10 protein-coding genes are annotated in these 13,618 nt (G+C 72.7%); 2 read left to right on the top strand and 8 right to left on the bottom strand.

Translation table 11 applies throughout. From position 1 onward, the window contains the following. From ACFOVU_RS15545 to ACFOVU_RS15530, 4 genes are all read right to left on the bottom strand, one after another. Window positions 1-1,043: condensation domain-containing protein (locus tag ACFOVU_RS15545; protein WP_378534237.1), on the bottom strand; the 1,043-nt coding region annotated here is incomplete at its 3' end. A gap of 580 nt (window positions 1,044-1,623) precedes the next feature. Beyond that, window positions 1,624-2,562, bottom strand: coding sequence for a nitroreductase/quinone reductase family protein (locus ACFOVU_RS15540; protein WP_378534235.1), 939 nt, complete (start codon window positions 2,560-2,562; stop codon window positions 1,624-1,626). Between the two features lie 481 nt (window positions 2,563-3,043). Then, window positions 3,044-5,989, bottom strand: coding sequence for an FAD-binding and (Fe-S)-binding domain-containing protein (locus ACFOVU_RS15535; RefSeq protein ID WP_378534233.1), 2,946 nt, complete (start codon window positions 5,987-5,989; stop codon window positions 3,044-3,046). A gap of 63 nt (window positions 5,990-6,052) precedes the next feature. Continuing rightward, on the bottom strand, window positions 6,053-7,234 hold the full coding sequence (locus ACFOVU_RS15530; RefSeq protein ID WP_378534231.1) for a pyridoxal-phosphate-dependent aminotransferase family protein: 1,182 nt from the start codon (window positions 7,232-7,234) through the stop codon (window positions 6,053-6,055). Window positions 7,235-7,574: 340 nt separating this feature from the next. Here ACFOVU_RS15530 and ACFOVU_RS15525 point away from each other — a divergent pair, with 340 nt between their 5' ends. After that, window positions 7,575-9,050: an SLC13 family permease gene (locus ACFOVU_RS15525; RefSeq protein WP_378534230.1), complete on the top strand. Its 1,476-nt coding sequence runs from the start codon at window positions 7,575-7,577 to the stop codon at window positions 9,048-9,050. 21 nt (window positions 9,051-9,071) lie between these two features. Here ACFOVU_RS15525 and ACFOVU_RS15520 read toward each other — a convergent pair whose 3' ends face one another. The 3 genes from ACFOVU_RS15520 to ACFOVU_RS15510 all read right to left on the bottom strand — a co-directional run bounded on the left by ACFOVU_RS15520 (window position 9,072) and on the right by ACFOVU_RS15510 (window position 12,102). After that, window positions 9,072-9,893, bottom strand: a complete 822-nt coding sequence (locus tag ACFOVU_RS15520) for an ATP-binding cassette domain-containing protein (protein ID WP_378534228.1) — start codon at window positions 9,891-9,893, stop codon at window positions 9,072-9,074. Beyond that, on the bottom strand, window positions 9,890-10,945 hold the full coding sequence (locus tag ACFOVU_RS15515) for an ABC transporter permease (protein ID WP_378534226.1): 1,056 nt from the start codon (window positions 10,943-10,945) through the stop codon (window positions 9,890-9,892). The genes ACFOVU_RS15520 and ACFOVU_RS15515 overlap by 4 nt, the downstream gene beginning before the upstream one ends. A 98-nt stretch (window positions 10,946-11,043) precedes the next feature. Next, a complete protein-coding gene (locus ACFOVU_RS15510; protein ID WP_378534224.1) occupies window positions 11,044-12,102 on the bottom strand; it encodes a sugar ABC transporter substrate-binding protein in 1,059 nt (352 codons plus the stop codon). Between the two features lie 266 nt (window positions 12,103-12,368). On the opposite strand from ACFOVU_RS15510, the gene ACFOVU_RS15505 reads away from it, so the two are divergent. Continuing rightward, complete coding sequence (locus ACFOVU_RS15505) at window positions 12,369-13,385, top strand: LacI family DNA-binding transcriptional regulator (RefSeq protein WP_378534887.1); 1,017 nt, start codon at window positions 12,369-12,371, stop codon at window positions 13,383-13,385. Between the two features lie 5 nt (window positions 13,386-13,390). On the opposite strand, the gene ACFOVU_RS15500 is transcribed toward ACFOVU_RS15505, so the two are convergent. Then, window positions 13,391-13,618, bottom strand: coding sequence for a ferredoxin (locus ACFOVU_RS15500; protein WP_378534222.1), 228 nt, complete (start codon window positions 13,616-13,618; stop codon window positions 13,391-13,393).

Raw genomic sequence — 13,618 nt, 5'->3', positions numbered from 1 at the left:
CCGCCCGCCAGCTCTCCGGCGGTTCCGGGGCTGAGGACGTGGACGGTGCCGTGGTTGCGGCCGAAGCGGACGTGGTGTTCGTCGGTGGCGACGGTGATGAGGGGGTGCGCGAGCGGCCCGGTGCCGCGCCGGCGGAGGTCGCGGTCCAGATCGGCGGCCCCGTAGCGGCCGTGGCGGGTGGCGGCGGCGTGCTCGGCGGCGACGGTGGCGACGAGATCGGCGAGCCGGGCGCCGGGGTCGATCTCGACGGGCACGGGCAGCAGCGCGGCGAGCGCAGCGGGGGTGCGGTGCGCCGGTGACCTATCGTGGGCGGGCGCGATGAGGCCGACCGCTGCGCCGCCCTCGGCGCCGAGCCGCAGCGTGTAGAGGGCGGCGGCGGCCAGGATCGGGGCGGCCGGGTCGACGCCGAGTTCGGTGGCGCAGCGGCGCAGTGCGGTGCGCATGCCCACCGGCAGCGTGCGGTGGTGGCGGATCAGTGCGCGGCCGGGTGTGCGGGGCCGGGCGCAGGGCGGCGCGGCGGCGTACCGGTCCAGCCAGTGGGCGCGGTCGGCGGCGAACTGCGCACCGTGCCTGACCTCCTCTTCGGCCCGCACGATCTCGCCGATGGGGGCGAATCCGCTCGGCGGGATCGGGCGGCCCTCCTCCAGGGCGGTGTAGGCCTCGGCGACGCGGGTGCGCAGAAGCGCCAGGCCGGGCAGGTCGAGCAGGAGGGGGTGGGCGTAGTGGGCCCACAGGTGGCGCCGGGGGCCGAGAGTGATGAGGGCGTGGCGGTAGAGCCCTTCGCCGTCGGCGGGGGCCACGGGGCGTGCGGCCTCCCGTTCCAGCCATGCGGTGGCCGCGGCCCAGGGTCCGGGCTCGCCGCTGAGGTCGAGGTGGCGGGGTGCGGGGGCGGGCCCGGGGTCGAGGTACTGCCGGACGACGCCGTCGTCCGCTGTGAAGCGGAGGCGGAGGGCGTCGATGTCGGCCGCCGCCTGCCGGAAGGCGTCGGCGAAGAGCGCGGGGTCGAGCCCTCCGGAAATGGCGATGTACTCGCCGGCTGCCAAGGAAGGGTGCCCCAATTCCGGCCGCTCCCCCACCGCCAGGACGGCCGCCTGATAGGGGGAGAGCGAAAACCGAGGGCTGCGCGGATCGAACACGTAACACCGATTTCCGTCACGGTGCCGCAATGTCGGCGACGCGGTGCCGGGAACGGGAATACCCGGTCGCCGGGCGACACCTATCGCCACATTGAAGGCCCTACACATAAAAGGAGACAACAGCGCTCTATCTGCACCGAAAGCCTCGTACCCCCGGGGTACCCGAGGCAAACGACGCACCACGAGAAAACCATGAAATCACCAATGTTGAAAGTCGGCCAACTCCGGCGGAAGGGGCGGCCCAGAGCACATGGAATTCCAGGTCTTTGTGATCGTTCAGGCGGATTGCGCACACCTGGCCGCCGCTTCGGGCACCGATACGCGGAATTAGTCGGCCGGTCCATGCATCTGCGAATTTCATTCGCAGATGTCATGACATCTAAGGATGAATTGGCGGGGAAAGACCATCGGAGGCGCGCGGGACGGCCGTTCCCGCGCGCCCGGGGGTGGCGCACGTCACCCCCGGGCGGGCCTCACCCGGCGGGGGTCAGGCGTCGGGGCCGTCGGCCGCGGCGGGTGCCGGGGGCTGCGACGGCATCGGGATCCCGGCCAGAACCGGGATGAGCGACTCCTCCTCGTAGTCGAGGTGGGCGCGCAGCTCCGCCGACATCAGTTCCAGCTCGGCGCGGAAGCGCTGCGGATCGGCCGTATCGATGGCGCCGAGCAGCTCCACCAGCTCGCGCTGGATGCGCTCGACGGTGCGGTGCTCCTCGCGCAGCCGTGCCACGGTGTCGCGCAGGTGGGGGTGGTGCTCCTCCAGCCCGGGAAACAGGTGCGTGTCCTCACCGGTGTGGTGGAACTCCAGGGACTCGCAGAACGCCAGGCAGTGCTGGCGGAGCTGGAGCCCCAGCCCGGGCGGCGGCGGATCGCCCGGCCCCTGGTGGGCCGCGCGCGCCAGGAAGTAGGCGTCGGCCTCGACCCGGACGCGGTCCAGCTGGCCGCGGAGCCAGGTGTGGACCCGCACGAGCATGTCGCCCATGTCGGCGGCCGCGCCCAGGGCCTCGTCGGGCTGGGAGCGATCCAGCACCACGACCGGGATGACCCGGGTGGTCTGCTCCTGGTAGCCGGCGTACCCGGGCGCCTCGCGCACCACGTGCGCGAACAGCCGGTCGCGCTCCTCGCCCTGTGCGGGGACGGCGACGGCGCCGAACGTCTCGGTGCCGATCTCCACCCGGACCATGGGGTGGGCGAGCAGGTTGTGGTACCAGGCGGGGTGGCGGTCGGAGCCGCCGGCCGAGCCGACGACCAGGAGCCGGCCGCCCTCGCGGACGAAGCCGAGGGGCGTGGTGTGCTCGGAGCCGGACTTGGCCCCGGTGGTGGTCAGCAGCAGGAGGTCGGCCCCGTCGAAGGGGCCCCCGACCTTGCCGCCGTTGGCGCGGAACTCCTCGATGACGGACTGCTGGAACTCGTTGAAGGAATCGGGCATGCGGAAATAACTCTCCAAGCGTGAAGGGGTCCGCGGGGTCGCGGCGGTGGATGGCGGTGCCTCGGACGGCACACGGCAGCCGCATACGCGGGCCCTCGCCCAGGGAAGGGACACGGATCGAGCACGTGGACCACAGCGGCGCAGGCCGGAGTGGCCCTCACGGAAAGGGGTTAGGGGCGTGCTCGTGTCACATGGCACACGGTGGTGCCGGAGGCACCACAAAAGACGAGGGACGGCGCACGGGCGCGGTCAGATCAGGCGCGACTCATCATGGCATCGTCCCTCGGATATAAGGTGCTCGCTCGGCCGACCCGCCGTCCTCTTCAGCGGCGCCACGCTGCACGCCCCTATTACAGCCACTCGAACGCCGGGCTGTCAATGCGGGATCGGGATCGGTCGGGGGATGCGTCGTCACCGCAGGGCACCGGCGGATGAGGCGCGGGGCGCGGCTCCCGCCCCCGTGGGGAGCCGCGCCCGGGCTTCACGCGGTCGCCGGGCCCTCCTCCAGGCAGTCGCGGATGAGCAGGACGGGGTGGCGGGCCTCGCGGGCGGTGCCATGGCCGATCTGCTGGCGGCAGGACACGCCGGTCGCGGCGATCACGGTCGCCTCGGGCTCGGCGTCGATGGCGGGGAAGAGCCGGTCGGCGCCCACCGCCATCGAGGTCGCATAGTGCTCGGCCTCGAACCCGAACGACCCGGCCATGCCGCAGCACCCGGCGTCCAGCTCGACCACCTCGGCGCCGGGGATGCGGCGCAGCATGTCCACCGTGGCCCCGGTCCCCACCTCGGCCTTCTGGTGGCAGTGGCCGTGGAAGAGGATGCGCCGGCCGGCCGGCCAGGCGTCGGGGCGCAGCCGCAGCCGCCCGGTGTCGACGGCCTCGGTGATCAGCTCCTCGACCTGGCGCACCCGGCCCGACAGGTCGGCCACGCGCGCGTCGCCGGGCAGCATCGAGGCCGCCTCGTCCTTGAGGGTGAGGATGCAGGACGGTTCGCAGCCCACGATGGGCGTGCCCGGCTCGGTGCCCTCCGACAGCAGGGACACGAGGGCGCCGGCCTTGGCCTTGGCGTCGTCGACGAGGCCCTTGGACAGGCTGGAGCGCCCGCAGCACCCGCGCGACTCCAGGCGGACGTCCCATCCGGCGCGTTCGAGGAGTTCGATGGCGGCGCGGCCGATCGCGGGCTCGGTGTAGGTGGTGAAGGAGTCGGCGAGGAAGGTGAGCTGCCCCAGCGGGGCCGGCCGGGGGGCGGTGGCGGTGCGGCGCCGGGTGAACCAGCGGACGAGGTGGGTGCGGGCGAAGGTGGGCAGGGGGCGCCGTGCCGTGATGCCCACCGTCTTCTCCACGAGCCACCGCGCACCGGGGATGCGGCCGGACAGGTTGCTGAGCGGCGCGGTGGCCGAGCCGAGCCGGTAGAGGGTCCGCACGGCGCCGAAGACGCGGGTGCGCAGCGGGACGCCGTGGGCGTCGTGGTAGTGGGCCTGGGCCTCGCTCTTGAGCTTGGCCATGTCGACGCCGAGGGGGCATTCGCTCTTGCACGCCTTGCACATCAGGCACAGGTCCAGCACCTCGTGCAGCCGCTCGTCGCCCAGGGCGGCGCGCGGGTCGGGTTCGGACAGCGCCTTGACCAGGGCGTTGGCGCGTCCGCGGGTGGCGTGCTCCTCGTCGCGCGTGGCGATGTAGGAGGGGCACATCGCGCCGCTGCCGCTCTTGCGGCACAGCCCGATGTTCATGCACCGGTCGGCCGCGCCGCGCATGCCGCCCACGACCTCGAAGGAGAGCTTGGTGCGCAGGGGGCCGGGCTCGGGCAGGGCGGCGTCGCGCAGGTTGTCGGTCATGGGCGGGGCGTCGACGATCTTGCCGGGGTTGAGCAGGCCGTCGGGGTCGAAGGCCCGTTTGACCTCCTGCATGGCCGCATACAGGTCGTCGCCGAAGATCTCCCGGTTGAACTCGCTGCGGGCCAGGCCGTCGCCGTGCTCGCTGGAGTTGACCCCGCCGAACTCGGTGACCAGGTCCTTGACCTGCTCGGCGACGGCGCGCATCTTCTCGGCCTCGCCGGGGGCGGCGAGGTCGACGAAGGGGCGGATGTGCAGGCAGCCGACCGAGCAGTGCCCGTAGAAGCCGGCCTCCATGCCGTGGTCGTCGAGGATCTCCTTGAAGCGGGTGGTGTACTCGACGAGGTGGGCGGGGTCGACCGCGGTGTCCTCGACGAAGGCGAGGGGGCGGCGGGTGCCCGATCCGGCGGCCATGAGCAGGCCCAGGCTGGACTTGCGGACCTTGAGCAGGGCGGACTGCTGCTCGGGGGTGACGGCCTGGAGGGTGTGGTAGCCGTGGCCGTTGGCCGCCCAGAGCCGGGTGAGGCGCTGCATCCGGTCGCGCAGGTCGGCCTGGTCGTCGCCGGAGAAGGAGACGAACAGCAGCGCGCCGGGGTCGCCCTGGAGGATCCGGCCCAGGCCGGCGTACTCGATGCGGCGCCGCGACAGGTCGAGGATGGTGCGGTCCATCAGCTCGACGGCCGCGGGGTCGCAGGACAGGGCGTCCTGGGTGCCGGCGATGGCCTCGGGGGTGGTGTGGAAGTGGCCGACGGCGATGACGGTGTGCCGGGGCTTGGGCACCAGGTCCACGACCGCCTCGGTGGCCAGGACGAGCGTGCCTTCGGCGCCGACGACGAACTTGGCGAGGTCGAAGGGGCCGTCGGCGGCGAGCCGGTCGAGGCGGTAGCCGCAGGCGCGCCGCCAGAAGTCGGGGAAGCGGGTGGCGATCGCCTCGCGGTGGGCGGCGAGGATGGCGGGCAGGGCGCGGTGGACCTCGCCTTCGCGGCCGGGCCGGGCGGCGCGCTCGTGCAGCTGCGCCTCGGTGAGCGGGACCAGGTGGGCGGTGGCGGCGTCGGAGAGCACGACCTGGAGTTCGCGCACGTGGTCGATCGTCATGCCGTGGCGCAGTGACCCGCTGCCGGCGGAGTTGTTGCCGATCATGCCGCCGATGGTGGCGCGGTTGCTGGTGGAGGTGTCGGGGCCGAACATCAGGCCGTGGGGGGCGGCGGCGCGGTTGAGCTCGTCCTGCACGACCCCGGGCTGGACGCGGGCGGTGCGTGCATCGGGGTCGAGTTCGAGGATGGCGTGCATGTGCCGGGACATGTCGACCACGATCCCGGCGCCGACCGTCTGGCCGGCCAGGCTGGTCCCGGCGCCGCGCGGGGTCACCGGGACGCCGAACTCGCGGGCCACGGCCATGGTCGCGGCGACGTCGCCGGCGTGGCGGGGGAAGACCACGCCGAGCGGGGTGATGGTGTACATGCTGGCGTCGCGCGAGAACAGGTGCCGGGTGTAGTCGTCGAAGCGCACGTCGCCGTCGAGGGTGGCGCTCAGGCGGCGCTCGATCTCGGTGCGCGCGGCCGCGGGGGCGGCGGGTTCGGTGCCGGTGGTGGTCACAGGGCGTCCTTCGCGGGTCGAGGGGTGGGCTGTCGTCTCGCCACACGCGTGGCCGCGCGCCGCTCAGGCGGGCGCGGCCGGCTGGCCCAGGAGGTCGAGTGCGGCGTTGATCCCCTCGGTGCCGACGTCGAGGCCGGCCGCGCGCAGCCCCATCTGCACGCCGGCGAGCGTGCCGGCCAGGGTGAGGTCGTTGGTGTGGCCGAGGTGGCCGATGCGGAACACCCGGCCGGCCAGCCGGCCCAGCCCGGAGCCCAGGGACATGTCGTAGCGGTCGAGGATCAGGGCGCGGATGCGGTCGGCGTCGTGGCCGTCGGGGACGACGACGGCGGTCAGGACGCCGGAGTACTCGCGCTCGTCCTTGCACAGGACCTCCAGCCCCCAGCCGCGGACCGCGGCGCGGGTGGCCTCGGCGTGGCGGGCGTGGCGGGCGAACACGTTCTCCAGCCCTTCGGCGTAGAGGATGCGCAGCGCCTCGCGCAGCCCGTAGAGCATGTTGGTGGCCGGGGTGTAGGGGGTGAAGCCCGTGGCGTTGGTGCGCAGGATGGGCGCCCAGTCCCAGTAGGAGCGGGGCAGGCGCGCGGTCTCGGCGGCGGCCAGCGCCTTGTCGCTGATGGCGTTGAAGCTCAGGCCCGGCGGGAGCATCAGGCCCTTCTGCGAGCCGGAGACGGTGACGTCGACGCCCCACTCGTCGTGGCGGTAGTCGATGGAGCCGAGCGAGGAGATCGTGTCGACGAGGTAGAGGGCGGGGTGGCCGGTCGCGTCGATCGCGCGGCGGATGTCGGCGATGCGGCTGGTGACACCGGTGGAGGTCTCGTTGTGCACGACGCAGACGGCCTTGATGCGGTGCTCGGTGTCGGCGGCGAGGCGTTCGGCGGCGGCTTCGGGCGAGGCCCCGTGGCGCCAGTCGCCGGGGACGAGCTCCACGACCAGGCCCAGCCGGGTCGCCATCTCCTGCCACAGGGTGGCGAAGTGGCCGGTTTCGAAGCAGAGCACCCGGTCGCCGGGGCTGAGCGTGTTGACCAGGGCAGCCTCCCAGGCGCCCGTCCCCGAGGCGGGGTAGATCACGACGGGGCCGGCGGTGCCGAAGACCGGCTTGATGTCGTGGAGGAGTTCGGCGAGCAGGTCGGAGAACGCCGGGCCGCGGTGGTCGATGGTCGGCGCGGCCATGGCGCGCAGCACCGCGTCGGGGACGTTGGTGGGGCCGGGGATCTGGAGGAAGTGGCGGCCGGTCGAGGCGGTGGTCATGGTGGGGCGATCTCGCAATCAGTAGAGATAATCCACTTTGCGGAAGACTTATTTCGCGAAGTGAATTTTAGGCTCATCCGAGCACCCCCGACAACCCCCTGACCCGTCGAAAGCCATCCATCGCGCCATGTCAAGCGGACAAGGAGGGTTGACGGGACAATGAGAGGAAGAACATACTGCCCGTGTTCTGCCTGCCAGAAGTCGACTTCTGCGATACGGAATCAGCCACAGCGCTGGGCGCCGGCACCCCCGTCCCGGACAACGCCGTCCCCGACCGCCGGATGACCAGCGCGCTCACCACCCGACCGCCCGCCGCCGCGCGTGCGTCCCAGGGGGCTCCATGTCCGTTGAGCTGGTGTCCATCCTCGTCCTCGTCCTCGTCTTCCTCATCGCCACCTTCACCTCCGCCCATATGGGCGCCCTCGCCCTGGTCGCCGCCTTCATCGTGGGCACGGCCCTGGTCGGCGAGACACCCGACGACATCTTCGGCGGGTTCCCCGGCGACCTCTTCGTCATCCTCGCCGGGGTCACCTACCTGTTCGCCCTGGCCAAGGGCAACGGCACCGTCGACTGGCTCGTCCAGCAGGCGGTGCGCGCCGTGGCCGGCCGGATCGCCCTGATCCCCTGGGTGATGTTCCTGATCACCGCGGCCCTCACCGCCGTCGGGGCGGTCGTACCCGCCGCCGTCGCGATCATCGCCCCGATGGGCATGGGCTTCGCCGTCCGCTACCGGATCAACCCGGTCCTGATGGGGCTGCTGATCATCAACGGCGCCAGCGCCGGCGGCTTCTCGCCCATCAGCATCTTCGGCGGCATCACCAACGGGGTCGTGGCCCGCAACGACCTCGGCGGCTCGCCCCTGACGCTCTTCGCCGCCTCGTTCGTGTTCAACGTGGTCCTGAGCATCGCGGTCTTCTTCATGTTCGGCGGCCGCAAGCTCATCGGCCGCCGCGCCGAGACCGCAGGCACCCCCACCGCGACCGCGGAGGACGGCACCGAGGCCGAACCCGCGGACGCGGGCCGCGACGGGGCCGGGCGCCCGGGCCCGTCCGGGGGGACCGCCCGGCCGGCGGCGCCGGACGCCCCCGGAGGGTCCGCCACCGTGCCGGCCTCCGCCGGCGCCACGGGCACCGGGGTCCGCACGACCCCCGTGCCGCGCCCGCGGAGCGCCGATTCCGCCGCGCCCGCACCGGGCGGCGGCGCCGAGGCGCCCGTGCCGCTGACCCTGGAGCGCGCGCTGACCGTGATCGGCATCCTCGCGCTGGCCGTGGGCGCGCTGGCCTTCGAGCTCGACGTGGGCCTCATGGCCATCAGCGTCGCGGTCGTGCTGACCCTGGTGGCCCCCGGCTCGGCCAAGGGCGCGATCGACAAGATCGCCTGGCCGACCGTGCTGCTGGTCTGCGGGATCGTCACCTACGTCAGCCTGATGGAGCGCATCGGGACGGTGGAGTACCTGGGCGACGGCGTGGCCTCCATCGGTGTCCCGCTCCTGGCGGCCTTCGTGATCTGCCTGATCGGGGCGGCGGTCTCGGCGTTCGCCTCCACCACCGGCATCCTCGGCGCGCTGATCCCGCTGGCGGTGCCGTTCCTGCTGGCCGGGGAGGTCGGGGTCATCGGGATGATCACCGCGCTGGCGATCTCGTCGTCGGTGGTCGACTCCTCGCCGTTCTCCACCTCCGGCGCGCTGGTGGTGGCCAACGCGCCCGAGGAGCAGCGGGCCCGGGTGTTCCGCACCCTCATGACGTGGGGCATGAGCATGATCCTGGTGGCCCCGCTGCTGGCGTGGACGGTGTTCGTGGTGCCCGGCTGGTGGTGACACCGCGCCCGTGCGACGTGCCTACCCGCCGGCCGACGCGGCCGGCGGGCCGGGCACGGCCGGCGGATCGTCGACCGTCATGGCGCCGGTCATGACCGCCACCACGTCGGTCATGCTGTACTGATCCGGCCGCACGCACGCCACGCGGCGGCCGAGCCGCTGGATGTGGATGCGGTCGGCGATCTCGAACACGTGCGGCATGTTGTGGCTGATCACGATGACCGGCAGCCCGCGCTCGCGCACCCGCAGGATGAGGTCGAGCACCGCCCGCGACTCGCGCACGCCCAGCGCGGCCGTGGGCTCGTCCATGATCACCACCCGGCTGCCGAACGCCGCCGCGCGCGCCACGGCCACCGCCTGGCGCTGGCCGCCCGACAGCGTCTCGACCGCCTGGCCCGGGTTCTGGATGGTCATGACGCCGAGGGAGTCCAGGTGCCGCCGCGCCTCCTCGCGCATCCGCCGGTGGTCCAGCGACCGCAGCACCCGCCCCAGCACACCGGGGCGGCGCAGCTCGCGGCCGAGGAAGATGTTGGCGGCGATGTCCAGGGAGGGGGCGACGGCCAGGCTCTGGTGCACGGTCTCGATCCCGGCGGCGCGCGCCGCCAGCGGGGTGTCGAGCCGGACCGGGTGGCCGTCGATGCGGATCTCCCCCGCGTCGGGCACGACCGCACCCGACAGGCACTTGATCAGGCTGGACTTGCCCGCGCCGTTGTCGCCGATGACGGCGAGGATCTCCCCGGGGTAGAGGTCGAGGTCGGCGCCGCCGAGGGCGGTGACGCTGCCGTAGCGCTTGACCAGGCCGCTCGCCTGGAGCAACGGGGTCACGGTGGTGGTGTCGTTCACGCCTTCGCCCTCCGGATCCACTGGTCGAGCGCGACCGCGATGATGACGAGCACCCCGACCGCGAAGTTCTGCCACAGCACCTCCACCCCCGCCAGCGAGAGCCCGTTGCGGCAGATGCCGACGATGAGCGCTCCCACCAGCGTGCCCACGACCAGCCCGCGCCCGCCGAAGAGGCTGGTGCCGCCGAGCACCACGGCGGTGATGCTGTCGAGGTTCTCGGTGAGCCCCGCCTGCGGGCTGGCCGATCCGACCCGGCCGATGAGCACCCACGCCCCGACCGCGTAGATCAGGCCGGCCAGGGTGTAGACGCCCAGCAGCACCCGCTTGGTGCGGATCCCCGACAGCCGGGCGGCTTCGGCGTCGTCGCCGGTGGCGTAGACGTGGCGGCCCCACGCGGTCATCTTCAGCGTGTAGGCGAGCACCGTCACCAGGGCCAGCATCAGCACCGACCCGTAGGTGACGCTGGTCTGCCCGATGCGGAACACCTCGCCGGTCCACATCAGCAGCGGGGACATGTCGGTGCCGAGCACGGTCTCGCTCCGCGAGATCCACAGGTTCAGCGCGAAGTAGATGTTCATCGCGCCGAGCGTGACGATGAACGGGGGCAGGTTGAGCCGGGTGACCAGGGCGCCGTTGAGCAGGCCGCACGCCGTACCGCAGGCGAAGCCGGCCAGGAGCGCCACGGGGCCGGGCAGGCCCGCCTCGGCGGAGGCGCGGGCCATCACCATCGAGCAGAGCACCATCACGGCGCCCACGGACAGGTCGATCCCCGCGGTGAGGATGATCAGGGTCTGCCCGACGGCCAGCGTCCCGACCACGGCGGTCTGTTGCAGGATGAGGGAGATGTTGCCGGGCAGCAGGAAGTTGTCGGCGACCAGGGAGAACGCGACGACGGCGATGACCAGCACCGCGGCGGGGCCCAGGATCGCGTGGGTGTGCAGGAGCCGCTGGATGCGCCCGGGCAGCGACAGGGCCGGCGGCTGCGGGCCGGGGCCGGCGGGCGGCGGGGAGGCGGCCGGGGGCCGCAGGGCGGATGTGTCGGAATTGCTCACGGGTGCACTCGCAAACGTTGCTCGACGGCACGGGGGCACGGGTCACACGGCCAGGGGTCCGGGGTGCGGGGTCCGGGGCGCAGGGGTGCGGTCGGGGGTCAGCCCCAGCAGTTCTCCTGACCCCACGCGCTGTCCTCGGATTCCACGCCGTCGACCGGTTCGTCGGTGATCAGCCGGACTCCGGTGTCCACGAAGTCCTTGCCTTCGGTGTTCTGCGGCAGCTGCCCGCTCTGGGCGTACTCGGCCACAGCCGCCACCCCGTCCTCGGCCATGACCAGCGGGAACTGCATGGATGTGGCGTCGATGACCCCTGATCCGACGTTGTCCACGCCGGGGCAGCCGCCGTCGACGGAGACGACGGTGATGTCGTCCTGGCGCCCGGCCGCCTCGATCGCCTCGTAGGCGCCGGCCGCAGCGGGCTCGTTGGCGGTGTAGGCGAGGTTGATCTCCGGGTCGCGCTGGAGGAGGTTCTCCATGGCCTGGCGCCCGCCCTCCTCGGCGCCCTCGGTGATCTCGTGGCCGGAGACGCGGGGGTCGTCCTCGTCGCCGATGATCCCCTCGTCGGCGATGTCGATGCCGAAGCCGCTGAGGAAGCCCTGGTCGCGGTCGATGTCGACCTCGGTGGGGTTGGGGTTGAGGTCGAGCATCGCGATGCGCGCCTCCTCGCCCTCGGCCTCGAAGCGGGCACTGGCCCACTGCCCGATGAGCTCGCCGGCGAGGAAGTTGTCGGTGGCGAAGGTGGCGTCGACGGCGTCGGCGGGGTCGGTGGGCGTGTCGAGGGCGATGACGAGCATCCCGCTGTCGCGGGCGCGGTCGAGGATGGGGACGATCGCCTCGGAGTCGTTGGGGGTGATCAGCAGGCCCTCGGCTCCCGCCGCGATCAGGTTCTCCACGGCCTGGACCTGGCCCTCGTTGTCGCCGTCGTGCTGGCCGGCGTAGGTCTGAAGCGAGATGCCGTGCTCCTCGGCGGCGGCCTGGGCGCCCTCGCGCATCTTCACGAAGAAGGGGTTGGTATCGGTCTTGGTGACGAGTCCGACCAGCGCCTCGCCGTCGTCGGCGGATCCCCCGCCGCAGGCGGTGAGGGCGAGGACGAGGGTGAGTGCGGCCCCGGTGAGCGGTAGGAGGGAGCCGCGCACCGGATGGGGGGTGGAGGGCATGGGGATCTCCTCACAGACAACGGTGTTGTGTCCTGAGTCACGAAAGACAACGTTGTCCGTGCAGTGTGACCCCGCCTTGACGGGGTGTCAATAGCCCCTGACCGAGACCGGAAGGGCGAGATCCGCCGCTACACGAGAGGCCTTGACAACGTTGACTCGGCCGCCCATCGTGAAGGGCGCCGCACCCCGACGGAAAAGAGGGACATCCGGTGCACGGTGACGCCGACACGGCGGCCTCGGACCAGCGCCCATTGCGCCGCTCGACGATGCGCGACGTCGCCGCGCTCGCCGGGGTGAGCATCAAAACGGTCTCCCGGGTGATCAACGGCGTGCCCAGCGTCGCTCCCCCGCTGCGCGACAAGGTGCAAAAGGCGATCGAGCAGCTGGACTTCCAGCCCAACCTGGCGGCCAGCAACCTGCGCCGCGCCGGCCACCGCACCGGCCAGATCGCGCTGCTGCTGGAGGACCTGTCCAACCCGTTCTCGGCCACCCTCAACCGCGCCGTCGAGGACGTCGCCCGCGCCCACGACACGCTCGTGTTCGCCGGGAGCGTCGCCGAGGACCCGCGGCGCGAGGTCGAGCTCGCCCGCGCCTTCACCCTGCGCCGCGCCGACGGGCTCGTGATCGTGCCCGCGACCGCCGACCAGTCCTACCTGCACAGCGAGGTCCGCGTGGGCACCCCCCTGGTGTTCGTCGACCGCCCGCCGCGCGGGCTGGTCGCCGACAGCGTGCTCAGCACCAACACCGAGGGCGCCGCCCGCGCCGTGGGCCAGCTGGCCGACCACGGGCACGAGCGGATCGCCTACCTCGGCGACTACGCCACCATCGTCACCGCGGCACAGCGCTTCCGCGGCTACGAGCAGGAGATGGCCCGGCGCGGGCTGCGGATCGACCCCCGGACCGTCCGGCACGACCTCAACGACACCGCCACCGCGGCGGCCGCGGTCACAGAACTCCTGGCCCTGGAGGAGCCGCCCACCGCCCTGTTCACCAGCCAGAACCTCGTGACCATCGGCGCGGTCACGGCGCTGCGCGACCTCGGCCTGCGCCACCGCGTGGCCGTGGCCGGCTTCGACGACTTCCCGCTGGCCGACCTGCTCGACCCCGCCGTCACCGTGGTCGCCCAGGACGTGCGGCGGATCGGCGCCACGGCGGCCCGGCTGCTGTTCGAGCGCATCGAGGGCGGCGACGCCCTGCCGCCACGGGAGTGCCTGATCCCGACCCGCCTGATCCCCCGCGGGTCGGGCGAGATCCGCCCGCCGCGGGACCCGCGGCGGGGGTGAGGCGTTCAGCCCTTCGGGGCGAGGAGCGCTCCGTCGCGGTCGCGGACCAGGATGGCCTCGACCGGGCAGGACTCCGCCGCGGCGATCACCGTGTCGTCGCCGGATTCGACGCCGTCGGAGACCACCTTGGACAGACCGGTGTCATCGTCGAACGCGAAGTGGCCCGGGGCCACCCCCACGCACATGCCCGACGCGATGCACATGTCCTCGTCGACCCGGACGTTCCAGCTCAT

Origin of the sequence: Nocardiopsis sediminis, assembly GCF_042650565.1 — a bacterium.
GTDB classification, from domain to species: domain Bacteria; phylum Actinomycetota; class Actinomycetes; order Streptosporangiales; family Streptosporangiaceae; genus Nocardiopsis_B; species Nocardiopsis_B sediminis.
Note: the sequence above shows the minus strand (reverse complement) of the source record. Positions and strands in the feature narration are given on the sequence as shown.